Origin of the sequence: Acuticoccus yangtzensis (genome assembly GCF_001927245.1) — a bacterium.
GTDB classification, from domain to species: domain Bacteria; phylum Pseudomonadota; class Alphaproteobacteria; order Rhizobiales; family Amorphaceae; genus Acuticoccus; species Acuticoccus yangtzensis.
Genome location: NZ_MJUX01000003.1, coordinates 218,288 through 244,594, shown reverse-complemented (window position 1 = coordinate 244,594; position 26,307 = coordinate 218,288). Strand labels below are relative to the sequence as shown.

Sequence of the window (26,307 nt, the reverse complement as noted above, 5' to 3'; positions counted from 1 at the left end):
CCGAAAGCGGTGCGCCGGTTCAGTCGGCGCGGCGCACGTAAGCGATTTCCTCGGTGTCGACGATGATCTTCTCGCCCGCCTCGATGAACGGCGGAACCATCACCTTCACGCCGTTCTCCAGCACCGCGGGCTTGTAGGACGAGGACTGCGTCTGCCCCTTCACCACCGCGTCGGCCTCGGTGATCTCCAAGGTCACATGCTGCGGCAGCGTGATGCCGATCGGCTTCTCTTCCCAGATCTCCACGGTGACGGTCATGCCGTCCTGCAGGAAAGCCGCGCGCTCACCGACGAAGTCCTCGGCCAGCTCCATCTGCTCATAGCTGTCGTTGTCCATGAACACGAGTTGCTCGCCCTGCTTGTAGAGGTACTGGAAATCCTTCTGCTCGAGGCGCACACGCTCGACGGTATCGGCGGAGCGAAAACGCTCGTTGAGCTTGCGCCCATCGATCAGGTTCTTCAGCTCCACCTGGGCGAAGGCACCACCCTTGCCGGGCTTCACATGCTGAACCTTCACCGCCGCCCAGAGGCTGCTCTGATGCTCCAGCACGTTGCCGGGACGAATTTCGTTGCCGTTGATCTTCATGACCGTTCCTGAAAGGCGAATTCTCGCGGGACGCCGCGCGCCGGGCGGGTGACGCCACGGGACGGCCGACAACGCCGCGGCGGGGAGCCGCCGCGCGCGTACCGCGTCCGCAAACCACAGCCCGCGGCGAAGAGCAAGGCGGGTGCACCGCCCGCCGCACACTTTAGGGCCGCCGCCCCGGCCTCGGCCGCCGCAGGCCCGCGCGTCAGCGGCGCACGAAGAGCGCCGCGCGGCGCCGCGCCTCGGCCACGTCACGCGCCGAAGCCGCGCCCATGTAGCCGTCGAGGTAGAAGTCGGACACCCCGGCCTCACGCGCGACGAGATGCCACTTGATGGCCTCCACCGGGTCGGACGCGATGCCGCGCCCGTTGGCCAGCACCCGCGCGAAACGGTTCATCGCCGAGGGGATGCCGAGGCGCGCCGCAGCGCCGAGATAGTAGGCCGCAGCCGCCTCGTCCGCCGGGGCGCCGATCCCGCTGAAGATGCGCGTCGCATAGGTCAGCATGGCCGCTGGGTCGCCGCTCTCCGCCGCGCGGCCGTACCAATAGGTGGCCTCGGCGTCGTTCGGCAGAGTGCCGCGTCCCTCCTCGTACATCACCGCCAGTGCATATTGGGCCTGCATTTTGCCGCCCTCCGCCGCCTGCCGCATGTACCTCAGCGCCTCGGAGAGGTCGGCCTCCACCCCCTCGCCCTTGATGAGCATGAGGGCGAGGCTGTGGGCCGCATCGGCGGATCCTGCGGCGGCCGCACGGCGGAAGGCCGCGGCGGCGCGCACCGAATCGCGCGGAACCCCCCGGCCCATCAAAAGCATGCCGGCAAGGCGCGTCTGCGCGTCGAGGTCACCTTGATCAGCCGCCACGGCGTACCATCCGGCCGCCTTGGCGAAGTCCTGCTCGACGCCGTTCGCCTCCTCATAGAGCCGCCCGATCAGCGCCGCGGCCGACGCCTGATCCGCGGCCGCCGCCCTCAGCGCCACGCGGAAGGCGGTGTTGTAGAGCCCGCGCTGATAGGCTCCGTAGGCGTAGTCGGCCAGGGTCACCGTGTCGCCGTTCGGGCGCTGCTCGATGATGCTCTGCCGCGGTCCGCCGCCGAACGGCGACACCGCCGAGACGACAACCCCCGGCGCCTCCTGCTGCGGCACCACGGGGGGCGAGTTGAACGGCAGCGGCAGGAAGCGACCTTCCCGGCCCGGCTGCGGCGTCGGCTGGTCCAGCGCCCCCTCGGGCCACTCCGAGAAATCAGGACCTGGCACCGTCACCACCGCGACGGACCGCGTCTCCTCGGCGCCTGGCCCGCCTGCATCCGGGGCTACGACCTCGCCGGGCACACCCGCGGTGCCTGACACCGGGTCCTCCGCCGTTGACGCTCCGGCGACCGGTGTTGGCGCCCCAACGCTGTCAGATGCGGGAACCTCCGCCGCCGGCATGCCAACTTCGCCGCCCACGTTTGCATCAGGCGCTTCGTCGCCGACGGCGGCGGGGATTTCGCTTGCGGATCGATCCGCGCCGAGCTCTGCGCCGCCGGCGCCGGGCGAGGTTTCGCCCGCGCCGGGCGCTTCGCCCAAGGGCATGTCGGCCCCAGTCGGCGTGTCCGGGACGGCCACCACCGCGGCCACATCGGCGCTAAGTTTCCCTGGCGCAGCGCTTTCCTCCGGCACACCGCCGCGCTCGCCGCGCACCGTCGCCGCCGTGCCGCTCTCGTCCGCAGACAGGGGCGCGGTGGTCCCGCGGGCGATCTCGTCCGCGGCGAGGCCTGCGCCGGGCGCGTCGGCGGACGGAATATCCTTCGCCGCTCCCTCTGCCGGAACGGCGACGTCGCGCGGCGGAAGCGCGTCTTCGCCGGGTTCCTCCGCCGGCATCATCGCCGTGGCGCGGATCGGGGCTTCGTCGAGCCCGTCGCCGGTGTCGGCCTCGGCGTCGATCCTGGCCGAGGCCGCGCCGTCGAAATCCTCCGCCTCGGGGAGCGCAGGCAACGCAACCGAAGCCGCCGCGTCCGTCCCTCCGGGCACCGTCTGCGTGTCGCCCCGCGGCATGATCTGGCGAACGGTCGCGGGGGGAGCCGGAAGCGCGGCCGCCGTCGCCGGAACGTCGCCCTGCGGAACGGACCCGGCTGCGGCATCATCCGGCCCCGAGGCCGCGCCGGCCCCGGCCGGTACGCCCCGTGCCAAGTCACCCGTCGCGGGATCAGGCTCGGCCGAGCCGGTCACCGCCCGGTCGGCTGCGCCGGGCTCAGTCGAAGCGGTGCCGGTCGCGATCGACTCGCTCGCCGCTCCGTTGGATGCGGCCGAGTCGGTCGCCGCTCGGTCGGTCGAAGCCGGAGTCGTGCCGTCGTCATCGGCCGACTGCGGCGATGTGGGCGCGGTGTCCTCGGTCGCTTCCGGCGTAGTCAGAGCCACGGGGGCGGTAGGAACGGGCTCGGGTGCCGCAGCCACCGGGTCGCTGGGCACAAGAGGGTTCGCCGCGGCATCGCGGTCCGCCGGATCGGCCGGCTCAGCGCCGGCTTGCGCCGCTCCCTCAATTGCGGCCGCATCGTCGGTACCCGCCGCGCTCGCTGAGGCGGCGTCGGGGGCTGACGGTGCCGCGCTTTGCGCCGCCGCCTCGGCGGTCGCCCCTGCGGCGCCGTCGGTCGCGGCGCTGGGTTCGGCGCCAGCGGGCCGGGCCGCCACACCGATCGCAGGCTCCGGCCGCGCGGTCGGAGGCGCAGGCACCGGCGTCGGCGGCGCCCGGCGTGACGCTGCCGCAGTCGCGGGCGCTGCGGGTTGGGGCTCGGTCTGAGGGGAAAGCGGCGCGGAGGGGCTCGGCGTCAGGCGCAGAGGCGCGGTTCCCGCCGCGCTGTCCGCCGGCGGCGGCGCGTCGGCAGGAGGGCGAGCGATTCCCGGGGACAGAACCATAGGCCCCGCCGGCTCCTCCTCACGCGGCCCAAGCCCCGGAAGCGCCGGTACCAGGTCGCGCACGGTACCCGTCACGCGGTCCGTCATCCGTCCGGTAAAGCGGCCGATGCGGCCGAGGGGACCGGGCCGCTCCTCGGCCTCCCCTTGCGGCTCTGCGACAGCCGGCGGCGCAGTCTCCTGCGCGGTCTGGTCCTGCGCGGTCTGGTCCTGCGCCGCCACATGCTGCACCGCCACCGGCGCCGCGGCCGACGCAAGGCCCAGCCCAAGCGCCAGCGCGAGCGGGCCCGCCCTCACGAGGTGACAGCGCCTTCGCGAAGCAGCGCATCGATCGACGCGACCCGCGCTGCCGGGTCGGCATTGGACTGAAATACATTCACCGCGATGAACTCCACACGTGTCGCGATCATCAAGGCCAGGGACGCATCATCCGCCGGACCGGCGAGCACCGCCGGGACCTCGAACAGGGCCTGCCACCAGCAGGCCATCTCGGCAGCGGACTCCGACAAGGCATCCACCGTCCCGAACCATACATAATCCGACCCGCCTTCGCCTAGGGTCATCGCCTCGTGACGGCTCGCCGCGGTGGCGCCCACCGTCATCCCTTCCGGACGCGCCTCGATAGCGCCGCGGCGCGCCGTGAAGTCCCCGTCCAGATGCAGCCCGTCCGCCGCCGTGGGGATCAGCCAGGGCGAAGCGCCGCCTTCATCCAGATTGCGCGAAATCAGCGCAGCCGCACCGCGGTCCTGCGCCGTCTCGATAAGCGAGGAGGGCTCAGTGAGCCCTCCCACGATCACCACGGCGGCGACATCTCCGGCCTCGAGCGCGGCGGCGAGCGCCGCCGGCTCGGTCCCGGCCGGGACGGAGAGGATCAACCTTTGCATTGCCCGCTCCCCTTCCGGCCGCGTCTCATGTCGCCTCCCATGACGGTGCTAGAACGCGAGCGGCCTCAGGCCGCCTCACGCTCGTCCTCGGCCGACCAGGTGCCGAGCGCGGCCATGCCGTTCATCTTCGCACGGTGCGTGAAGGCCGCCTGACCCGCCGCAACGTTCTCCTTCTTGCCGCCCCAGGCCGACAGCGCCGCCGCCTGAAGTGCACGCCCGTAGGAGAAGGTCATCTTCCAGGGGAAGCCGCCGATCTTGTTCATGATGGCGAGATGCTCGGTGGCGAGCTCGTCCGACTGGCCGCCCGACAGGTAGGCGATGCCCGGAACCGCCGCCGGAACCGTCGCCTTCAGACAGGCGATGGTCCTCTCGGCCACCTCCTGCGGCGACACCTGCGGCCCGTTCTGGCCGGGCACCACCATGTTCGGCTTCAAGATCATGCCCGTCAGGTCGACACGCAGCTTGTAGAGCTCGTCGAACACGATGTTCAGCGTGTCCTCGGTGACCTTGTAGTTGGTGTCGATGTCGTGGTGCGAGTTCGGGCCATCCATGATGACTTCCGGCTCGACGATCGGAACGATGCCGTTCTCCTGGCACAGCGCCGCATACCGGGCGAGCGCATGGGCGTTGGCGGAGATGGCGCCGATCGTCGGCAGACCCTCAGACGGCAGGATGTCGATCACCGCACGCCACTTCGCGAAGCGGGCGCCGAGCTTGTAATATTCCTGCAGCCGCTCGCGCAGACCGTCGAGGCCCTCGGTCACCTTCTCGCCCGGGAAGCCGGCCATCGGCTTGGCACCGGCGTCGACCTTGATGCCCGGAACCGCGCCCGCTGCCTTGATGACGTCGGCGAAGCGCCGCCCGTCCAGCGTCGACTGGCGCAGCGTCTCGTCGAACAGGATCACGCCGGAAATGTATTTCGTCATCGCCTCTTCGGCGGTGAACAGCATTTCGCGATACGCTTGGCGGTTCGCCTCGACGTTCTCAACGCCGATCGAGTCGAAGCGCTTCTTGATGGTGCCGGTCGATTCATCGGCCGCCAGGATTCCCTGACCGTCCGCCATCATGGCCGCTGCGATCTCTTGCAACGTCTCGCTCATGTCCAACCTCTTTAGGGCGTTTCATTCCGGATTGAGTGTTTATCGCTTATTCGCCGGGCTTCAAGGCGTCCACGCCCGGCAGCGGCTTGCCTTCCAGCCACTCCAAAAACGCACCGCCCGCCGTCGACAAATAAGAGAAATCGTCCGCCACGCCCGCATGGGAGAGCGCGGCCACAGTGTCGCCGCCGCCGGCCACCGACAGCATGCCCGCCTTCGTGCGCTTGGCCGCGTGACGGGCCACCGCCACGGTGCCGCGGTCGAAGGGATGCAGCTCGAACGCGCCCAGCGGACCGTTCCAGACCAGCGTGTTGACGTGGTCCATCTCCTCGTTGATCGCGTGCACCGTTCGGCCGCCGACGTCGAGGATCATCTTGTCGTGGTCGACACCTTCGTCGACGCCGATGTGAATGCTCGGCGCGTCCGCCTCGAACTTCTCCGCCGCGATCGCGTCCTTGGGCAGCATGATCGCGCAGCCCGCACGCTCGGCCGCGGTCATGATCCGCCGCGCCGTGTCGGCCATGTCGGCCTCCTTCAGCGAATGGCCGACGTCGATGCCGAGCGCGTGCAGGAAGGTGTTGGCCATGCCGCCGCCCACCACCAGCGCATCCACCTTGGTGACGAGGTTTTCCAGAAGCGCGATCTTGGTGGAGACCTTCGCCCCGCCGATCACCGCCATCACCGGCCGCTTGGGCGCGCCGAGCGCCTTCGACAGCGCCGCCAGCTCCGCCTCCATGGAGCGGCCCGCGAACGCCGGAAGACGCCGCGCCAGACCTTCCGTGGACGCATGCGCCCGGTGCGCGGCCGAAAAGGCGTCGTTCACGTAGAGGTCGCCGTTGGCCGCAAGCTGGTCGATGAAGGCCTCGTCGTTCTTCTCTTCGCCCTTGTGGTAGCGGGTGTTTTCCAGCACCAGGACGCCGCCGTCCGGCAGCGCCGCCACCGCCGTCGCCGCCGCCTCGCCGATGCAGTCGTCGGCGAAGGACACCGGAAGACCCAGCGTCTCGGACAGCGCGCCCACCACAGGCTTCAGGCTCATGTCGGCTATCCGCTCACCCTTCGGCCGCCCGAAGTGGGCGAGGAGAATGACCTTCGCCCCCTTCCCGGCGAGTTCGGTCACCGTCGGCTTGATGGCGACGAGGCGGGCGCTGTCGGACACCGCGCCGTCCTTCATCGGCACATTGAGGTCGACGCGGACGAGGACGCGCTTGCCGGCGACGTCTCCAATGTCATCGAGGGTGCGGGCGTCGGACAACGGGACCTCCAGCTTCCATCCAAACCGCAGCTTTCATAAACGCAACTGCGCGGTTCAGGAAATGGTTTGCACGAATTCCGAGGGGTTTTGGCTGTCAAATGAGGGTCAGCACCCGGCCCATCAGGGCCGTGCGGATCCGGTAATGCCGATCTGCGCGGTGTCGCACCCCGCCGCACCCCGAGGAACCCGGTTGCAGCTTTGCGCATTCTTTACACGAACCGCCAAGAGGCGGCGTGACAGCCAATGAAAGGTTTGTGTCATGGGCGAGATGAAAGACAAGGCCAAGGGCCACGTCGACGACGCCGTAGGCTCCGCGAAGGCCGCTGCAGGCCGCGCGACAAAGGACCGCGAGCTCGAGGCAGAGGGCGAGGCGCAACGCGCCAAGGGCTCCCTCGAAAAGGCCAAGGGCGAAGTCAAAGGCGCCATCAACAAGATGTAACCGCGCATCGTCCGCCAACTGCACGGCGGACCGCGGAAGATGACGAGGCCGCCGGTGCGATCACGCACCGGCGGCTTTTTCGTGCCCGGTCTCTCGGCTCCGGCGGATCATTGCGGACCCAACACAGTCGTCACATCGAATAATCGGACCACCCGGCTTGTCGCCCCTCGGACGGTCTGTCACGTTTGCAGCATTCGATGTGAGACGTGTTATTATGCCTACGTTCTATGATGATTATCGCGGTATTTTAGTTGAGGGTGACCCGCGGCACGGGCTACAGGCCCCGGTCGGCACCGCCACCGCCGTCACCTATAGTTTCCCGCAGGGGCGCCAACTTCCAAATCCCAGCGAGATCGGCGGACTGACCCGCGGCGACCGCGTCCAAGGCATCGCCTCGGACGTGCAGCGCAACATCCGCCTCGCCCTCGACGAATTCAGCCGCTGGGCCGGCATCGAATTCGTCGAACGGCCGAGCGGCGGAACCATCGAGTTCGTGCAATCCATCACCAGCGACACACGGTCGTGGGCGAACTATCCGACCCAGTATCCACCCCAGTTCGTCGTCTACAACGTCGCGCGGGGCAACCTGTCGCCGAGCGGGAACAGCTTTGACCTCGCGCTGCACGAGATCGGCCACGCCGTCGGACTCGGCCACCCGCACGAAAACGAGAACCGGCTCGTCGCCGCTCTCGACGACCGCGCGCAGACCGTGATGGCCTACGAGTACCGCAACTTCACGGCCGAGCAGACCGAGCTCGGCTGGATCGACATCGACGCCGTACGCCACCTCTACGGGCGCGCCCTTTCGGACGATGTCACACTCGCATGGAATGCCGGTCGCAGCGCTCTGGTGATGCGCGGAACGACCGGCGACGACAAGTTCGCCGCACCGCTCGAAGCGTCCGCGCTCGGTGGCGCCGCGGGCGACGACGTGCTGTTTGGCGGCCCGTCCGACGATACCGTGCGCGGCGGCACGGGGCATGACACCGTCTCGGGCGGAGGTGGTGACGACCAGCTTTTCGGCGACGGCGGCAACGACCTCCTGTTGGGCGACGCCGGAGCCGACCGGCTCCTCGGCAGCGCAGGAGACGACACGCTGTATGGTGACGACCGCCGCCCCTCGGGCCTCTCCGGCAACACCGATACGCTGATCGGCGCAACCGGCGACGACGCTCTGTTCGGCGGCGACGACGACGATCTCCTGAACGGCGGCGCGGGCGACGACCGCCTCGAAGGCGATGCGGGAAGCGACACGCTCGATGGTGGCGACGGGAACGACACTCTCGACGGTGGAACAGGAGACGACGTCCTGCGCGGCAGCGGCGGTGACGATCTGATCACCCTCGGTCCGGGCCGCGACCTTTACGTGACGACCCCGAACGACGGAGTCGACATCATCGTCGACTTCGACGTGAGCCAGGACAGCCTCAACAGCGTGCGCCACCGGCAGAGCGTGTCCGAGGCCGATCTCTCGGAGCGCGCCGACGGCACCCACATCGTCTTCACGGACGGCACGACGGTCGTCCTGCGCGATGTCGCTCTGGACGACCTTCTCGGCGTCATCTGAACAGGTGACCGGCCGTCATGCACGCCGATTCGGCGGGCCGCGCACAGCGTCGGCCTATCCATCGATCGTCGCCCCGCCTCACGGGCGCCGCGCGATGCAGTCGACCTCGACCAGCGCGCCCACCGCGAGCGCCGTCACGCCCACAGTCGTGCGCGCGGGGCGCCGATCGGACGGGAAGTAGCTCTGATAGGCGTCGTTGAAGGCGCCATAATCTCGCTCGAACGCGGTCAGATAGGCGCGGCACTGCACCACGTGGGAGAGGTCGAGACCGAGCTCGCCGAGAATCAGCGCCAGGTTGTCCATCACCCGGCGCGTTTGCGCGTCGATCCCCTCCGGCAGCGGCGCATCGGGCGCGGCGGGGTCGGTCGGCATCTGGCCTGTCAGGATCACCCAGCCGTCGGCCTCGACCGCATGGGAGAACGGTGCGACAGGCCGCGGCCCCTTCGCGAACAAGTGGAACTCAGGTGGCATCGGCGGCCTCTCCTCCAAACGACGTCGAAGGCTGCGCGATCACGGCCAGCATCGCAAGCGCACCGGGGGCGGCCCGCAGCGGCGACGTGACGTTATCACGGCCGCCTCACGTCAGGTGCTTCATCAGGAGCACCCAGTCCTGCACCGGGTTCTCCCAGCCGTCCTTCACCGCCCTCTCCCGCGCCACCTCGCAATAGCCGTGGCGCTCGTAAAGGGCGCGCGCGCCGTGGTTGGCGTCGGAAACGATGATCGACATCGCGCGAAGGTCCTGACGCGCGGCCATCGCCTCGGCGAGATCGAGGAGCCGCCCGCCCCACCCCTGACCGCGCGCCTCCGGCACCGTCGCCAGAACATGCACGTACCAGCTCCCGAGCGCGCGGTTCTCCAGCGCCTGGAGCGGCCGGAACCGCGGCGGCAGATCGTCCACCGGTTCCGCACGGGTGATCGGATAGCCCATCAGCCCGGCCACAGCGGCCCCGTCCACGTCGCCCACGACGACCTCGCCCGCCGCCGCCTTGGCGGCCATGCGGCGCGCGCCGACATCCCACGGGTCCTCGCCCGGCTTTGCGAGGTCGCGCCAAACGAGGAACGGTAGGCCCTCACCGGCCCACATGATGAAACGGGCGAGGACCGGCCCGTCGGCGGCGGTGGCGAGGCGAAAAGGTTGGCAGAGCATGGCGAAACATCCGTTGTGATGCGCCGATAGGTGCGGCGCTTGCGTTCGCACTCAGGTGATGGGACCGGCCGCCCGCCGCTGTGCCCGCCGGCACACCCGTTGCCGAAAACGCGACGAGCGGCGGGACGCTTGTCCCCGCCGCTCGCCGTGAGCCTCGCAATGCCGCGCCCGCCTGCTCAGGCGAGCAGGGGTGCGTGGCGTCAGATGAACTTCGCCAGCGCCACCGCCGTATCCGACATGCGGTTCGAGAAGCCCCACTCGTTGTCGTACCAGGACAGGATCCGGCAGAAGTTACCGTCCATCACCTTCGTCTCCGGCGTCGCGAAGATCGACGAATGCGCATCGTGGTTGAAGTCCATGGAGACGAGCTTATCGTCGGTGAAGCCGAGGATGCCCTTCAACTCGCCCGTCGCCGCCTCGCGGATCGCCGTGTTGATCTCGTCCGCCGTCACGTCGCGCGCCGCCTCGAAGGTCAGGTCCACCACCGACACGTTCGGCGTCGGAACGCGGATCGACACGCCGTCCAGCTTGCCGTTCAGCTCCGGCAGCACCAGGCCCACGGCCTTCGCGGCACCCGTGGAGGTCGGGATCTGGTTCATCGCCGCGGCGCGGGCCCGGTAGAGGTCCTTGTGCATGGTGTCCAGCGTCGGCTGGTCGCCGGTGTAGGAGTGGATCGTCGTCATGAAGCCGCGCTTGATGCCGAACGACTTGTTGAGGACGTAAGCCACCGGCGCCAGGCAGTTCGTCGTGCAGGAGGCGTTGGAGACGACGATGTCGTCCTTCGTCAGCGCGCCGGTGTTGACGCCGTAGACGATGGTCTTGTCCGCACCCGACGCGGGGGCCGACACGAGCACGCGCTTGGAGCCGTTTTCGAGGTGCATCGCGGCCTTGGCGCGGTCGGTGAAGATGCCGGTGCATTCCATCGCGACATCGACATCGCCCCAGGGCAGCGCCTTCGGATCACGCTCGGCGGTCACCTTGATCGGCCCCGTGCCGACGTCGATGGTGTCGCCGTCGACGGTGACGGTGGCGGGAAAGCGGCCGTGCACGGAATCGTAGCGCAGGAGGTGGGCGTTGGTCTCGACCGGGCCGAGGTCGTTGATCGCGACCACCTGAATATCGGTCCGACCGCTTTCGATGATCGCGCGCAAAACGTTGCGCCCGATCCGCCCGAACCCGTTGATCGCCACTTTGACGGCCATGCGATGCCCTCCAGTCAATAATTCGTTGAGAGGCATGTGAGGCAAACGCGGGCGAAGAGCAAGTATCAGCTCTTCGGCTCAGGCGTGAGAAAAAACCTGAACTCAGCGAATGGTGTAGGCGGCGCTGAACGACGTGACGAAGCCGTCAGCGTCATTCAATCGTCATGTGGGCGTCACAATGGCGTCGTGCACAATAGTCACGGTTAATTTGAGATGAAACCGACGCACACAGCGGGCGAAGTCATCTCTGAGCGACGGAGAGAACTATAGCCAGGAGATAACCCATGACGAAAGCCGTGCTACTCGCTGCGCTTTACGCGGTGGTGACCTCTTACTATTGCATTCAACTCCACCACTACGTGAAGGATGCTCTCCTTCACATAAGCAAGTACCTAAACGGCTACTGAAGCCGTTTAACAAGGACGGTGCGGGCGCAACTCTGCGCCCGCCGTGCTAGAGTCGGTCCAAGACAAACGTCAAGAAATGGGGGGCGAAGCCACATCGGCCGTCGAGCGATTCGATCCCGGGTGCCTACAAAGTAGGTGGGCGCCGTGTACCCCAGCCCACGGGCCAGGACAGGGACAGCTCCCGTTCGGATCGATAAGGCCCCGGGGATACAGTGTGCCCTAACGCACCATGCAGCCTCGCCTGACACCCAATATAGTCCGCCCCAAGGGCCGGGGGAAGATCCCCCAGATGACGGTCCGGCAATTCACACCGTCCGGCGATGCGGCGGAATGGCACCCCGGCACGCCCCGCCCCAGCTACCGCCGGGAGAAGGCCAGAACCGTGCCTCCCAGGACCAGAAACGCGCCCGAAACGCGCTGTGCCAGACGCACCCTCGTGCGCGTCAACGCCGCACCGGCCCGCCCGGCGACCAGCGCATAGGCCGCGTCGAACACCGTCGCCACGGCCATGAAAATTCCGCCCAGAACCGCCACCTGCAGCCCCACCGGCCCCGTCCGGTCCACGAATTGCGGGATGAAGGCACCGAAAAAGAGCAGCGCCTTGGGGTTCGACCAGATGACGAAGAATCCCTGAACCACATAGCCGCCGAGCGACCGTCGGTCACCCGCGACCCGCTCGAGCCGCCCGTCACCGCGCATCAGCTTGATGCCGAGATAGATGAGGTAGGCCGCCCCGGCGAGCTTCAGCACGACGAACGCCTCGCCCACCAGACGCACCACGGCGTCCAGTCCAGCCACCATGACGAGGATCATGGTGGCGAGGCCGATCTGTGTGCCCAGAACGTTGGCGAGCCCCGCCATCGCCCCGCGTTGCAGCGAGTTGGCGATGATGAGGCTCACCGTGGGCCCCGGGACGACGACGATCGCCACCGCCGCCACGGTGTAGGTCAGAAGTAGCGAGACGTCGAACATCGGCACACCTTCGGTGCGCGATCGCCGTCAGAGGGCGATCGCCATCTCACACCGCCGTCACGGTTCAGAGCGTGATCGCGGTCCCCTTCTCGGGCACCGTCACGATAGACGATTTTGAGCCCATCGCCGCAATGAACTTCTCCGGCGTCTGATCCAGCACCGGGAAGGTGGCGTAGTGGCAAGGCACCACCGCGTCGAAGTCGAAGAACTTCGTGCAGGCGAGCGCGGCCAGCTTGCCGCCCATGGTGAAGCGGTCGCCGATCGGCACGATGCCGACCTTGGGCGCCCAGATCTCGTTATAAAGACCCATGTCGCCGAAGATGCCGGTGTCGCCCATGATGTAGACGGTCTTCTCGCCCGGCGCTTCCAGAATGAAGCCGACCGGGTTGCCGAGGTACACCGGCGAGCCGTCCACATCCATGCCCGACGAGTGGAAGGCGTTGACGAAGGACACCGCCACGCCGCCGATGTCGAGCGTGCCGCCATGGTTGCCGGGGTTCACCTTCTCGACACCCTGGCCGCCGAGGAAGTTGCACACCTCGAAGGTGGACGTCACCAGCGCGCCGGTCTTCTTGGCGATCTCCACCGTATCGCCGATATGGTCGCCGTGGCCGTGGGTCAGGAGGATGTTGTCGATGCCCTCGGCCGCCTCTTCCCAGCCCTTGCCCCAGGACGGATTGCCCGAAAGGAAGGGGTCGACGAGAATCTTGCGCCCGCCGAAGTCGAGGCGGAAGGTGGCATGGCCGTACCAGGTCAGTTGCATAGGGTCCTCCAGATCGTTGGGACGGGCCGGACCGGGGCCGCGCCCCATGTCCTCCGTCTTCCCCCGACCTAGCGCGCTTTTCCCGGTGGTAAAACAACGCCGGAGCCTATGGCCCGTCCGCCGGGCGGCGTGGGCGCTCGCCGGCTCACCCCTCCGCCATCGCCAAAGCGCGGGTGACGGCCTTCTTCATCACCGTCGGCAGACCCGCCGCCGCGGGGTCGGCCCACCAGCCGCCGGCGGGCGCGGCCGTCTCGGCGGCGACATCGGCGCGGAAGACATCCACCGTCAGATCGGCGTGGGTGAAGGTGTGGGTGATGGACCCGGCCGCGGTCCAGGCCGCGGCGAAGGGGGCATGGTCCGCCGCGTCGCCGATCTCGGCCGCCCAGGGCGAGCCGAACACCTCCACCATGCCGCCCAGCATGCCGCGCTCGGGCCGGCGGCGCACCAGCACCGTGCCATCCGGCCGCACGGGAACGAACATTGCGCCCCGCCACACCGCGCGCGCCTTCTTGGGCGCCTTCACCGGGTAGGCCGCAGCCTCGCCGTGCCGGGCGGCCGCGCAGTCATGAAGCAGGGGGCAGATGGCGCAGGCGGGGGACTTTGGCGTGCAGATGGTGGCGCCGAGGTCCATCATCGCCTGGGCGAAGTCGCCGGGACGGTCCGCCGGCAGCATCGCCTCCACCGCCGCCTCCACCGCGCGCCGTGCCGCCTTGGGTGGCCGCGCGAGCCGCGTCAGCCGCGCCACAACGCGCTCCACGTTGCCGTCCACCACCACGGCCGGCTCCCCGAATGCGATCGCCGCGATGGCCGCGGACGTATAGTCGCCGACACCCGGCAGCGCGCGCAGCCCCTCGCGCGTCGCCGGGAAGCCGGACACCGCGACGACGCGGGCGCAGGCGAGCAGATTGCGGGCGCGCGCGTAGTAGCCGAGCCCGGCCCATGCCGCCATCACCTCGCCATCCTCGGCGGCGGCGAGATCGTTGACGCGCGGCCAGCGGTCCAGGAAGGCGGCATAGTAGGAGCGAACCGCCGCCACCGTCGTCTGCTGCAACATGATTTCCGACAGCCACACGCGGTACGGGTCGCTCACCTCCCCCGGTGCCGCCCGCCACGGCAGGTCGCGCCGGTGAACGTCGTACCAGGCGAGAAGCGCCCGCCCGGTCGCCGGTGACGGAAGCGGCCCCGCCATCTCGGCCCCGACCTCGCCCGGCGCCTCGGGCAACACCGCCTTCGGCCTCCCGCGCTTCGGCTTCGCCACCGAAGCCGCGGCCACTATTGCCTTCGGCGTGACTGCCGAAGGTGCGACGGGGCACGAGGTGGCCGGCTCAGGCGCAACTTGCTCAGGTGGGATCGGCTCGGGGGTGAGCGGGGGGACGCCCACTGATCGGGACACCGCAGCCTCGGAGCTCGCCGCACGATCGCCGTCAGTCGGGACGGGCCCCGCCCGCGCCGCCGTACGCGCTTTGCGGCGCGCCTCACGGCGGACGGCGGCGCGCGGGGCAGCGCGGACGGAAGGATCGGGTCCAGTCGGGCGGCGCGGAGGCTTCATTCCTCCCGGCCACCACGCTAGGCCACACTTGGCAAGAGCATCCGCCGCCGGGCGCACGACACATCACCCGCTGTCCCCGCTCTTCGCGCCCGCCGCAGCCTCCCGCTCGCGCCAGTTGTCACGCCGCCCGATTCGCGGCATCCATCCCTCATGGCGTACACCATCAACAGACAGGCCCGGCCGCTCGCCGACCTCATCGGCTCGCTCGTCACGCCCGCGTGCCGGCGCCGCGGCATCGCCAACGCCGCGTTGATGCTGGACCCCGCCGACGTCTTCGGCGACCGTTTCGCCAAATCCGCCAGCATCGAGCGGATCGTCTGGCCGAAAGGCTCCAAGCTCGACAACCAGTCGAGCGGCGCCACCCTCGTGGTGCTGGCCGACGCCGCCGCCGCCATCGCCCTGCAACACTCCGCCACGCAGGTGATCGAGCGCGTCAACGTGCTGATCGGCTGGCCCGCCATCGCCCGCCTGCGCGTCACACAGACGCGGGGGCGCGCCCGCCGCGAGCCGGCCTACCTTGCCCCCGTGCCGCCGCCGCCCGCCCCGCGCAACGAGGCTTTGGCTGCCGAAATCGCCGCGCAGCTCGACGCCGTGGAACACCCGAAATTGAAGGCCGCATTGTCGCGCCTGGGGGCCAGCGTTCAGACGCGAGGTTTTACAAAGGGACCCAAGCCCACATAAACGGGGCAACGGTCACCAAAGGATCACACCATGATTACCCGCCGCCACTTCACCGCGATGGCGCTTGCCCTGCCGCTGGCCGCCTCGCCGCTCGGCCTCGCCTTCGCGCAGGACGCGGAGACCACGCCCGCCGAACCGCTCGAGGATATCGTCCTCGGCAATGCCGACGCGCCGGTCACCATCGTCGAATATGCGTCGATGACCTGCCCCCACTGCGCCGCCTTCCACACCGGCACCTTCCAGGAGCTGAAGACCGAGTACATCGACACCGGCAAGGTGAAGTTCATCCTGCGCGAATTTCCGCTGGACCGGCTGGGCCTCGCCGTCGCCGTCCTCGCCCGTTGCAAGCCGGCTCAATATTACCCGATCGTCGACCTCTTCTTCGAGCGTCAATCTTTCTGGGCCACCAACGACGATCCGGTCGGCAAGATGTTCTCCCTCGCCCAGCAGGCCGGTTTCTCGCGCGAGGAGTTCGAGGCCTGCCTGTCCGACAACGATGTGGTGCAGGGCATCTACGCCAACCGCGAGCGCGGCACCCAGGAGGGCGTGACCGGCACCCCCACCCTCTTCATCGACGGCGAGAAGTACGAAGGCACCCGCACCATCGAGGCGATGCGCGACGTGCTCGACGCGAAGATCGATTCGTAAAGCCCCGCCCGCGGCGTGATCCGCCCTTGTCCACCACAGTCTCCGGTGGACAAGGCCCGGCCCGCTCTGAGCCGGGGACGAACAATTTCAGGGACTTGTTAACGCTTCATCAAGCAGGCTGAGAGGGAAGGTCTTAACCACGACCTCCCTCTCACAAGCCAGGTGCGATGAAGTTCGACCGTCTGCGTCTCATTGGGTTCAAATCATTCGTCGAACCGACCGACGTCTTGATCGAGCCCGGCCTCACCGGCGTCGTCGGCCCCAACGGGTGCGGCAAGTCGAACCTCGTCGAGGCGCTGCGCTGGGTGATGGGCGAGGCGTCGTACAAATCCGTCCGCGGATCGTCCATGGACGACGTGATCTTCGCCGGGTCCGGCCGCCGTCCGACGCGCGACACCGCCGAAGTCACCCTCTTCCTCGACAATTCGGCCCGCACCGCGCCCGCCGACCTCAACACCGCCGACCACCTGGAAGTCACCCGCCGCATCAATCGCGGCGTGGGGTCGGACTACCGCGTCAACGGCAAGCTGGTGCGCGCGCGCGACGTGCAGCTTCTCTTCGCCGACGCCGCCACCGGGTCGCGCTCGCCCTCCATGGTGCGCCAGGGCCAGGTGGCCGAGCTGATCGCCGCCAAGCCGACCGACCGGCGCAACATCCTGGAGGAAGCCGCCGGCATCTCCGGCCTCAGGGCGCGCAAGCACGAGGCGTCGCTGAAGCTGAACGCGGCGGAGCAGAACCTCACGCGGATCGAGGACGTCGCCGGCGAGGTGGAACGGCGCATCGAGAACCTGCGGCGCCAGGCCAAGCAGGCCCAGCGCTACCGCAAGATCTCCGAGGAGATCCGCACGCTGGAGGCGACGGTCCACCACCTACGCTGGTCCGAGGCGAAGAAGGCCGTGATGTCCGGCGAGACGGCGATGGCCGAGACCGCCGCCGCGCTGAAGGCCGCCGCCGAGCGCCAAGTGCACACCGCCACCGAGGAGGCGGCCGCAAGCCACGCCCTCCCGGCCCTACGCGAGGCGGAGAACGCCGCCGCCGCGAAGCTGCAGAGCCTCGCCGCAGCCCTCGCCGCGCTGGACGCCAAGGACCGCGAGATCTCCGGCAAGCTCGCCTCGCTGCAGGCCCAGGCGCAGGCGTTGACCGCCGACCTCGCCCGCCAGGACCGCGCGAAGACCGACGCCGCCGCCGCCCTCGCCCGCCTGGAGGACGAGGACGCCGACCTCAGACGCAGCAACGACGGGGCGGACGAGCGCATCGCAGCCCGCGAATACGCCGCCGAGGAGGCCGAGGCCGCCGCCGAGGAGGCCGAAGCCGCCGCGAGCGCCGCGACGGAGGCCGCCGCCACCGCCCTCGCCGCCCGCGCCGCGCTGGACCAGGCGCACCAGCGCGCCGCCGCCGAGGTCGCGAAGGCGCGCGAGACCGTCCGCCGCCTGGATGCCGAGCTGGAAAAGGCCCGCACCAGCGAGGCGGTGCGCCGGCGCGACGAGGCGGCCGCGACCGTCGCCATCGCCGAGGACGCCGAAGCCGAGGCCATCGCGAAGGAGATCGAGGCCGCCGAGACCGTCGCCGCCGCCGAGGAGGCCGAAGCCGAAGCGGGCCACGCCGAGGCGGACGCTGCCGCCACCGTCGCCGAGACCGAGGCGGCGATGGCCCCCGCCCGCGCCGCCGAGGCCGCCGCGCGCCAGGCGCTCGCGGCCGTCGACGCCGAGATCTCCGGCCTGCAGACCGAGGCAAGCGCGCTCGAACGCCTCACCGCCTCGCTGGGCCGCGCCGACGACGCGGTGCTCGATTCCTGCACCGTCGAACCCGGCTACGAGATCGCCTTTGCGGCGGCCCTGGGCGACGACCTCGAAGCCCCCATCAGCGCCGACGCGCCCGCCCGCTGGGCCGCCGAGCCGCCGGTCGGCGCCGATCCGGACCTTCCTTCAAGCGCCGCCCCTCTCGCCGCCCACGTCAAGGCACCGCCCGCGCTCGCCCGCCGTCTCGCCCAGGTCGGGCTGGTGGAGGACGGCGCACTCGCCGGCACGTTGCAGCCCGGCCAGCGGCTCGTCACTCTGGGCGGCGCGCTGTGGCGATGGGACGGCTACGCCCGCGCAGCCGGAGCCCCCAGCGCCGCCGCCGAACGCCTCGCCCAGAAGAACCGCCTCGCCGAGATCGGCCGCGCGATCGACGCGCTCGCCCCCGCGCGCGAGGACGCCGAGGCTGCGATCGCCGCCGCCGAAGAGGGCGTCACCGCGGCCGCGGAGGAGGACCGGACCGCCCGCGCGCTGCTGGCGGCAACACGCCAGGGCGTCGCCGACGCGCGCAAGGCGCTGGCCGCCGCCCGTGCCACACAGACCACCGCACGCGGGCTTTTGGCGACCGAGCGCAAGGCCGTCGCCGCCGCGAAGGAGCGCCTCGCCGCCGCCGAGACCGCCGCGCGCGAGGCCGAGGCCGCCGAAAGCCGCATCGCCGCCACCTTGGAGGCCGCCCACGCCACCGCCGAATCGGCCGAGGAGGCGCTGGCCGAGGCGGAGGCCGCCCGCGACGGCGCGTCCGACGGGCACGCCGAGACGATCGCCCGCGACCGCGCCAAGGCCGCCGCCGCCGACGCCCGCCGCGCCGCCACCGAGGCCGCGAACGCCGCCGAGCAGGAGCGCCGCGCCGTCTATGGCCGCAGCAAACGGCTGGAACGCCTCGCGGGCGAACTCAACGAATGGCGCGCCCGCCTCAACGGCGCCGACGCCCACAAGGCGGACCTGGAACAGCGCCTCGAAGCCATCGCCGAAGAACAAGAGGCTTTGGCCGATGCGCCGTCCGACACCGCGGAAGAGCGCTTCGAGACCACCCGCGCGGTGAAGGCCGCCGAAGCCGCAAACGCCGCCGCCCGCGAGGCGCGGACCACAGGCGAGGCCGCCGAGCGCGCCGCCACACAGGCCGCACGCGATGCGCTCGCCGCCCTCTCCGCCGCCCGCGAGGCCGCCGGCCGCGCGGAGGAGCGCACCGCCGCCGCCCGCTCCCGCCTCGCCGAGGTGGAATCGGCGCTCATCGAGGCGCTCGACGTGGCCCCCGCCGCGGCGATGAAGCTCGCGGGCCTCGCCCCCGGCGACCCGCTGCCGGACCGCCCCGAATCGGAGAAGCGCCTGGAACGGCTGAAGGGCGAGCGGGAACGGCTCGGCGGGGTCAACCTCGTCGCCGAAGACGAACTTAAGGAGATCGAGGAGCGGCAGGGCACGATGCTGGCCGAGCGCGACGACATCGTCGCCGCCATCGACAAGCTGCGCACGGCCATCAAAGAGCTGAACGGCGAGGCCCGCCAGCGCCTGGTCGCCTCCTTCGACCACGTGAACGGCGAGTTCCAGCGCCTCTTCACGAAGCTCTTCAACGGCGGCGAAGCGCGGCTGGTGCTGACCGAGGCGGAGGACCCGCTGGACGCCGGTCTCGACATCATCGCCCGCCCGCCCGGCAAGAAGCCGCAGGTTCTCTCGCTCCTCTCCGGTGGCGAGCAAACCTTGACGGCGACCGCGCTGATCTTCGCGGTCTTCCTGACCAACCCGGCGCCGATCTGCGTGCTGGACGAGATCGACGCGCCGCTGGATGACGCCAACGTGGAGCGGTTCTGCAACCTGCTCGACGAGATGGCGCGGGCGACGGAGACGCGCTTCATCACCATCACCCACAACCCGATCACGATGGCGCGGATGCACCGTCTCTACGGCGTGACGATGGTGGAGAAGGGTGTGAGCCAGCTCGTGTCGGTGTCGCTGGAGGCGGCCGAGGAACTGCGCGAGACCGCGTAACCGTCTTGTCGGATCACGGCGGGGTCAAGTGTCCGCGCGGACCCACGCGCAGGCCGCCCTCTCGGGGGGCGGGCGAGCATGGGGAGCACGGACGCTTGACGCCGCCGGGGTCCGACATAGCCTGCCGATCGGTTCCATGCCCTTCGCATGGAACCCTGCCCGCTGGCGAGACCCAACTGCGCTGTTGCGCAGTTGGGCGTCATGGATGCTGAAGTCGGCAGAAGCCGACTTCAGGGGGAGCGCGAGGGGGGAACGCCCTCGCTGAGGCGCTTCCGCCAGGATGGGCGAAACGGACTCGCCCTCTAGAGACGCAACTCGCGCCGCAACTCCGTCCGGAGCGCGTCCAGCGGCACCAGACCCTCGTTGGCCTCCACGTGCCAATAGGTCCAGCCGTTGCAGCTCGACAGGTTGCGCACAGCGGCGCCGACTTTGTGGATCGACCCCTCGTAGTCGCCGGAGCGGATCGACCCGTCGACGCGCACCTGGGCGCGCGGCCCGCCGCGCCCGCCGATGAGAACGTCGCCCACCTGCACGCGCCCGGCCTCCACCAAGAGCCCGAAGGGGATGCGCTTCGGCTTCCCCTCGGCGCCCACCTGGTCGAGGTCGTGATGCTGCACCACCGCGGAGATGCGCTCCTTGGCGATCTTCGCGTAGGTCGGGTCCTGCTCGATGCCGATGTAGTGGCGCCCCAGCCGCTTGGCGACGGCGCCGGTGGTGCCGGTGCCGAAGAAGGGGTCCAGCACCACGTCGCCGGGCTTGGTGGACGCCAGAAGGATCCGATTCAGCAGCGCTTCCGGCTTTTGCGTCGGGTGGGCCTTGGCGCCGTCCTCACCGCGCAGCCGCTCGGCCCCGGTGCAGATCGGCAGCGTCCAGTCCGAGCGCATCTGAAGGTCGTCGTTGAACGCCTTCAGGCTCTTGTAGTTGAACGTATAATCCGTGCGGTTCGCATCGGCTACGGACCAGATCAGCGTCTCGTGGGCGTTGCAGAATCGCCTGCCGCGGAAGTTCGGCATCGGATTCGTCTTCACCCAGACGACGTCGTTCAGGATCCAGAATCCCTCGTCCTGCAACGCCGTGCCGACGCGGAAGATGTTGTGATAACTGCCGATGACCCACAGCGTGCCATTCGGCTTCAGAGCGCGGCGCACCCCCGCGAGCCAGGCCCGCGTGAAGTCGTCATAGGCTTTGAAGCTGGCAAACTGGTCCCAGGCGTCGTCGACACCGTCGACGCGCGTCTGGTTCGGACGCAGGAGCTGGTCCGACAGTTGAAGGTTATAGGGGGGATCGGCGAAGGCAACGTCGATCGACCCAGGGGTCAACCGCGCGAGTGCCTCCAAGCAATCGCCCACGAGAACCGTATCAAGAAGGGGCGGTCGAGACGCTTTTGGCGCCTCGACCCGGTGTCCGCTCATTGCGACGCATTACCCTCACGCAAATGGCATCTCATGATCTAAGCCGAATGCGTGAAGGTCTGGTTAAGCCTGCGCGGCTCCTTCAGTTAACCTTTCTTCGTGTTTTCAAGCCGCAAGCCTCGTCACGCCGCCTGGGAGACGGCGCCGGACAGGTCGGCCAACAGCCCGGATGCAACGGCGAGCCGCGAGATGGACACCCGCCCGCCGCTGACGATCTCCTGAATGGACCGCTGGGTGCGTGCCACCGTGGCGCCGCGCGCCTCGATCCATGCATCCACCCGCGCAAGGCCGCCTTCCACCCCGTCGCTGGAGCGCAGCACGTCGATGGCGAGGCGCCGGTGGGCGTCGGCCAGCGTGCGGCGCGCGCGGTCGAGGGCGAGACCGTCATAGTAGTCGCTGATCGGGATCGCGCGGGCGGTTTCGTCCAGGCTCATGATGCGGAAGCGGTCGTTGAGGGCGAAGAAGACCTCACCCGCCTCACGCAGCGACACCGCACACGCGTCAGCCACCACCACAACGTCGAGCGCGGAGGCGGCCAGCGGAAGACGCGCGAACCGGGGCGCCAGCGCCGCCGGCACACCGTCGTCGGTCAACAGCGAGGTCTGATGGGCCAGCTCCTCGGCATCGGACTCCGGCAGGATCTGCTCGAACGAATCACGCAATTGGCCGATGCCGCTCTTGAACCGCTCGACCACGGCCTGAAGGCCCTCGTCGAACGTCTCGTTGCGCACGAACCAGATGGTCGCGTCGATCAGCAGCGCGCGGATCTCCGAATAGAGCCGGAGTTGGAGCGCCCCATCGAGCGCGTTGTCCAGCGAATCGACCTCCGCGTAGAGAGCGGGCAGGTTGAACGAATCGCGGGCCGCGGCAAATCCGCGGGCGATCTCCGACACTGGCGCGCCGGTCTGATCGCCGATGCGCACGATGAAGGTCGGCCCGCCGCGGTTGATCATCGAGTTGGCGAGCATGGTGGAGATGATCTCGCGCCGCAGCCTGTGCGCCTGGATCTCCTCGTCGAACTTCTCCTGCATCTCGACCGGGAAATAACGCTCCAGCTCCTTGGAGAGGTAGGCGTCGTCCGGCACGTCAGACTGCAGGATGTCGTCGAAGAGGACGATCTTGGCGTAGGCCAGGAGGACGCCGATCTCGGGCCGGGTCAGCCCCTCGCCGCCGGCGACGCGCTCCTCCAGCGCCGTGTTGGACGGCAGGTCCTCGATCTCGCGGTCAAGCCCGCGCGGCTCCAGCACCTCCATCAGACGGCGCTGCAGCCCGGCATTGTGGGTGCCCTGCCGCTTGGAGAGTGAGATCGCCAGCGTCTGCAGGTAGTTGTTGCGCAGGACGAGGTCGCCAACCTCCTCCGTCATCTGGGCGAGCAGCGTGTTGCGCTCCTCGCGCGAGAGGCGGCCGCGGCGCATGGCGTCGGCCAGCGCGATCTTGATGTTCACCTCCACGTCCGAGGTGTTCACGCCGGCGGAGTTGTCGATCGCGTCCGAATTGATGCGCCCGCCTTTGAGCGCGAAGGCGATGCGTCCCTTGTGGCTGACGCCGAGGTTGGCGCCCTCGCCCACAACCTTCACGCGAAGATCGCCGGCCGCCACGCGGATGGCGTCGTTGGCGCGATCCCCGATGTCGAGGTTCGTTTCCTGGGGACCGCGCACATAGGTGCCGATGCCGCCGAACCACAGAAGGTCCGCCGGCGCCTTCAGGATCGCGCTCATCAGATCGGTCGGCGTCACGGGGCCGCGGCCGATGTCGAGCGCCACCCGCGCTTCGGGCGACAGGTCGATCGACTTCGCCGCGCGCGAAAAGATGCCGCCGCCCTGGGACAGCGCCGCGCGGTCATAGTCCTGCCAGGACGAGCGCGGCAGGTCGAACAGCCGCTTGCGCTCCGCCCACGAGGTCGCCGGGTCCGGGTTCGGGTCGACGAAGATGTCGCGGTGGTCGAACGCGGCGACGAGCTTGGTCGCCTTCGACAGCAGCATCCCGTTGCCGAACACGTCGCCCGACATGTCGCCGACGCCGACCGCGGTGAAGGGCTTCACCTGAGTGTCGTGGTTCATCTCGCGGAAGTGGCGCTTCACCGCCTCCCACGCACCGCGCGCGGTGATGCCCATGACCTTGTGGTCGTAACCCTGGCTGCCGCCGGACGCGAAGGCATCGTCCAGCCAGAAGCCGTGCGCTTCGGAGATGGCGTTGGCGGTATCGGAGAAGGTGGCCGTGCCCTTGTCCGCCGCGACGACGAGATAGGGGTCGTCGCCGTCGTGCCGCACCACCTCGTCGGGCGGGATGATCGCCTCGCCGTCGATGTCGTCGGTGATGTCGAGAAGCGTGTCGACGAACACCTTGTAGCTCTCGCGCCCCTCCTCGAACCAGGCGTCGCGCTGGGTCCTGTCCGGCAGGCGCTTGGGGAAGAACCCGCCCTTCGCGCCGACCGGCACGATGACAGCGTTCTTCACCTGCTGCGCCTTCACGAGGCCGAGAACCTCGGTGCGGAAGTCCTGCGGCCGGTCCGACCAGCGCAGGCCGCCGCGTGCCACCGCTCCGAAGCGCAGGTGCACACCCTCCACCCGCGGCGAGTAGACCCAGATCTCGCGGAAGGGGGCCGGACGGGGCATTCCGGTGATCTGATGCGGGTCCAATTTGAACGCGAAGGTGCGCGCCAGCTCTCCGTCATCCTCGTGCTGGAAGAGGTTGGTGCGCAGCGTCGCTTCCATGAAATTGATGAAGCGGTGGATGATCGTGTCGTCGGCCAGGCTCTCGATATCGTTGCACAGCTCCTCGAAGCCGCCGGCGATCTCCATCTCCGCCTCGTGCCGCGTATCGTCCGACAGGGACGGGTCGAAGCGGGCGCGGAAGAACTGGATCAGCGCCGCGGCGAGCTCGGGATATTTGTTCAGCGTCGAGGCCATCAGCTCCTGCCCGTAGGCAAGGCCGAGCTGGCGCAGATAGCGCGAAATGGCACGCAGGATCGCGATATCCCGCCAGCCGAGCCCGGCATTGAGGAGCAGCGCGTTGTAGCCGTCGCTCTCCGCCGCCCCCTCCCACACGGCGATGAAGAGTGCCTGAAGCTTCTCGGCGTTAGCGGTGATGTCGAGCTCGCGCCCGGACGCCACGGCCAGCGTCATGTCGTGGATGTAGATCCCCTCGTCCGTCTCCGGCACCGCCACGCGGAAGGTGCGTTCGTTGACGACGATGAAGCCCATATTCTCCAAAATCGGCACGCGCGCCGAGAGCAAAATCGGCGCATCCTTGTGGTAGATCTTGAGCGACACGCGGTCGGTCGGATCGGCCGGATCGCGGCGGAAGAACAGGATCGCGGTCGGCGTCTCGTCGCTGATGCGCTCCAAAATGGTGATGTCGCGCACCGCGCGCTCGGCCGAATAGGTGGCTCGATAGGACTCGGTGAAGCTGTCCGACCAGCGGTTGATCTTGAACCGGTCGAGCTTCAGCTTGGGCGCCGCCGCAGCCGCGCGCAGCAGTTCGTCGGACCAGGTGCGGATCATCGCCGCCACGCGGTCTTCCAGCTCGCGCGGGTCGGGCCGCGGCGTCTCGCGCTCGCGCCGGCCGATGATGAGGTGCAGGCGGTTCAACACCCCTTCCGGCATGGCGATGTAGCGGGCCGACACGTGGCCGTCATAGACCTCGGCCATCATCGCCTCGATCCGCTCGCGGATCTGCGTCGAGAAGCGGTCGCGCGGCACGTAGATCAGCAGCGACACGAAGCGGTCGAACGGGTCGATGCGCGGCAGGATGCGGACCCGCGGACGCTCCGAAAGCTGCAGGATGGCGAGGAGATAGCGCGCCAGAAGATCCTCGGAGATCTGGAACAGCTCGTCGCGCGGGTAGGTCTCCAGAATGTTGCGCAGCGCGTTGCCGGAATGGCTCTCGGGATCGAATCCGAGGGTGCGCAGGGCGTTGTTGGCCTTGCGCCGCAGCATCGGAATATCGAACACCGACTGGGTGTAGGCGGACGACGTGAACAGGCCGACGATCCGAAGCTCGCCCTTCAACACGCCGTTTTCGTACCGCTTCACGCCGATATAATCGAGCTGCGTGACCCGGTGGACGCGGCTCTTCACGTTCGCCTTCGCGATGAAGACCGGCTCCGGGCTCTTCAGGAACTCGCGCACCTCCGGCGTCAGCGTCACCAGCTCCGAGCCGCGGCGCAGCACCTTGATGTCCGGGTCGCGCAGGATGCCGAGCCCGCCCATCTCGGACGCGACGAGCTCGCCGTCGTCGGGCGATCCGTCCAGCACATATTCGCGCATGCCGGTGAGGATGAAATCGCTCCGCTCGGCCCGCTCCAGGAAGGCGATCGCCTCGGTGAGCACCTCTTTCTCGACCGGGGGCGGCTGGTGGCGATAACGTTCGATCGCCTCGCGCAAGATGGAGCGCATCTTCGGCCAATCGCCCACTGCGGCGTTGACGTCGTTCAGGACGGCCAGCAGCGACTGGCGCAGCGTCTCGCGCTGCTCCGCATCGTCGATCGGCTCGACGTGGATGTGAACGAAGCTCTCGTGCGCGTAGCCGTCGCCGGGCCGCGCTTCGCCGTGGAAGCCGATCAGCGTCCCGGCCGCGTTGCGCTCCACCGCCAGAATGGGATGAACGACGAGGCTCAGCTCCAGGTTCTGTGCGTGCAGCTCGTTCTTCAGCGAGCCGAAAAGGAACGGCTTGTCGTCGTTGATCGCCTCGATGGTCGAGATCGAGTGGTGGGTGTCCTCCTCGGTCACCGCGACCACATCCGGCGCCAACACCCTGACGTGCGGCTGACCGGGTGTGCGGCTCTGCAGCGACTCCCAGGCCGCGCTCGCAACGCGCATCAGCCCGTCCACGTCGTACCGTGTCAGATCTTCCGCCGCGGCGTGGCGAAACAGAAGCTCGGCAAAGGTCGCGAACCCAACGTCGCCGCCTTCGTCCCGGACCGTCTCGGCGAGCGCGCTGAGCTTGCCGTCCTTGGTCTCTTGTTCGTCTTCAAGCATGCTCGCTCCTCCTGAAGGGGCACATTGACAGCCGGACCGTGCCTGTCCAGTCCCCAAGA

General features: G+C 69.0%; 18 protein-coding genes and 1 other RNA gene. 5 read left to right on the top strand and 14 right to left on the bottom strand.

All coding sequences use genetic code 11. The annotated features are described in order from the left end of the window. Positions 1-19 precede the first annotated feature (19 nt). The 5 genes from efp to BIX52_RS10305 form a co-directional block, all read right to left on the bottom strand. Positions 20-583: an elongation factor P gene (gene efp, locus BIX52_RS10325; protein WP_075220984.1), complete on the bottom strand. Its 564-nt coding sequence runs from the start codon at positions 581-583 to the stop codon at positions 20-22. Positions 584-788: 205 nt separating this feature from the next. Continuing rightward, positions 789-2,978, bottom strand: a complete 2,190-nt coding sequence (locus BIX52_RS10320) for an SEL1-like repeat protein (RefSeq protein ID WP_075220983.1) — start codon at positions 2,976-2,978, stop codon at positions 789-791. 785 nt (positions 2,979-3,763) lie between these two features. Beyond that, positions 3,764-4,354: a thiamine phosphate synthase gene (locus BIX52_RS10315; protein WP_075220982.1), complete on the bottom strand. Its 591-nt coding sequence runs from the start codon at positions 4,352-4,354 to the stop codon at positions 3,764-3,766. Between the two features lie 65 nt (positions 4,355-4,419). Beyond that, a complete protein-coding gene (locus BIX52_RS10310; protein WP_075220981.1) occupies positions 4,420-5,454 on the bottom strand; it encodes a class I fructose-bisphosphate aldolase in 1,035 nt (344 codons plus the stop codon). A gap of 46 nt (positions 5,455-5,500) precedes the next feature. Further along, positions 5,501-6,703 carry a phosphoglycerate kinase gene (locus BIX52_RS10305; RefSeq protein ID WP_075220980.1) on the bottom strand — a complete coding sequence of 401 codons (1,203 nt, stop codon included), beginning with the start codon at positions 6,701-6,703 and terminating at the stop codon, positions 5,501-5,503. Positions 6,704-6,962: 259 nt separating this feature from the next. Between BIX52_RS10305 and BIX52_RS10300 the strand changes: the two genes are divergently transcribed. Continuing rightward, positions 6,963-7,142, top strand: a complete 180-nt coding sequence (locus BIX52_RS10300) for a CsbD family protein (RefSeq protein ID WP_075220979.1) — start codon at positions 6,963-6,965, stop codon at positions 7,140-7,142. 214 nt (positions 7,143-7,356) lie between these two features. After that, positions 7,357-8,709, top strand: coding sequence for a reprolysin-like metallopeptidase (locus tag BIX52_RS23240; RefSeq protein WP_170126419.1), 1,353 nt, complete (start codon positions 7,357-7,359; stop codon positions 8,707-8,709). A 78-nt stretch (positions 8,710-8,787) separates the two neighbouring features. Here BIX52_RS23240 and BIX52_RS10290 read toward each other — a convergent pair whose 3' ends face one another. The 7 genes from BIX52_RS10290 to BIX52_RS10260 form a co-directional block, all read right to left on the bottom strand. Then, the gene (locus BIX52_RS10290; RefSeq protein WP_171973585.1) at positions 8,788-9,180 is read right to left on the bottom strand and encodes a RidA family protein; all 393 of its coding nucleotides are present in this window, start codon (positions 9,178-9,180) and stop codon (positions 8,788-8,790) included. 106 nt (positions 9,181-9,286) lie between these two features. Further along, the gene (locus BIX52_RS10285) at positions 9,287-9,856 is read right to left on the bottom strand and encodes a GNAT family N-acetyltransferase (RefSeq protein WP_075220976.1); all 570 of its coding nucleotides are present in this window, start codon (positions 9,854-9,856) and stop codon (positions 9,287-9,289) included. Positions 9,857-10,056: 200 nt separating this feature from the next. After that, complete coding sequence (gap, locus tag BIX52_RS10280) at positions 10,057-11,058, bottom strand: type I glyceraldehyde-3-phosphate dehydrogenase (RefSeq protein ID WP_075220975.1); 1,002 nt, start codon at positions 11,056-11,058, stop codon at positions 10,057-10,059. Positions 11,059-11,547: 489 nt separating this feature from the next. Continuing rightward, positions 11,548-11,706, bottom strand: a non-coding RNA gene (gene ssrS / locus BIX52_RS10275) — 6S RNA. A 116-nt stretch (positions 11,707-11,822) separates the two neighbouring features. Next, a complete protein-coding gene (locus BIX52_RS10270; protein WP_075220974.1) occupies positions 11,823-12,437 on the bottom strand; it encodes a LysE family translocator in 615 nt (204 codons plus the stop codon). 64 nt (positions 12,438-12,501) lie between these two features. Beyond that, positions 12,502-13,200, bottom strand: a complete 699-nt coding sequence (locus tag BIX52_RS10265) for a metal-dependent hydrolase (protein ID WP_075220973.1) — start codon at positions 13,198-13,200, stop codon at positions 12,502-12,504. A gap of 145 nt (positions 13,201-13,345) precedes the next feature. Then, positions 13,346-14,389, bottom strand: a complete 1,044-nt coding sequence (locus BIX52_RS10260; protein ID WP_075221195.1) for an A/G-specific adenine glycosylase — start codon at positions 14,387-14,389, stop codon at positions 13,346-13,348. A gap of 510 nt (positions 14,390-14,899) precedes the next feature. Between BIX52_RS10260 and BIX52_RS10255 the strand changes: the two genes are divergently transcribed. The 3 genes from BIX52_RS10255 to BIX52_RS10245 all read left to right on the top strand — a co-directional run bounded on the left by BIX52_RS10255 (position 14,900) and on the right by BIX52_RS10245 (position 19,857). Next, a complete protein-coding gene (locus BIX52_RS10255) occupies positions 14,900-15,430 on the top strand; it encodes a DUF721 domain-containing protein (protein WP_075220972.1) in 531 nt (176 codons plus the stop codon). A 30-nt stretch (positions 15,431-15,460) separates the two neighbouring features. After that, on the top strand, positions 15,461-16,078 hold the full coding sequence (locus BIX52_RS10250) for a DsbA family protein (RefSeq protein WP_075220971.1): 618 nt from the start codon (positions 15,461-15,463) through the stop codon (positions 16,076-16,078). 167 nt (positions 16,079-16,245) lie between these two features. Further along, positions 16,246-19,857 carry a chromosome segregation SMC family protein gene (locus BIX52_RS10245; RefSeq protein WP_075220970.1) on the top strand — a complete coding sequence of 1,204 codons (3,612 nt, stop codon included), beginning with the start codon at positions 16,246-16,248 and terminating at the stop codon, positions 19,855-19,857. Between the two features lie 302 nt (positions 19,858-20,159). On the opposite strand, the gene BIX52_RS10240 is transcribed toward BIX52_RS10245, so the two are convergent. Both BIX52_RS10240 and BIX52_RS10235 read right to left on the bottom strand, forming a co-directional pair. Continuing rightward, complete coding sequence (locus BIX52_RS10240) at positions 20,160-21,269, bottom strand: site-specific DNA-methyltransferase (protein WP_075220969.1); 1,110 nt, start codon at positions 21,267-21,269, stop codon at positions 20,160-20,162. A 122-nt stretch (positions 21,270-21,391) separates the two neighbouring features. After that, entirely contained in the window at positions 21,392-26,248 is a 4,857-nt protein-coding gene (locus tag BIX52_RS10235; RefSeq protein WP_075220968.1) for an NAD-glutamate dehydrogenase, read from the bottom strand. Positions 26,249-26,307 lie beyond the last annotated feature (59 nt).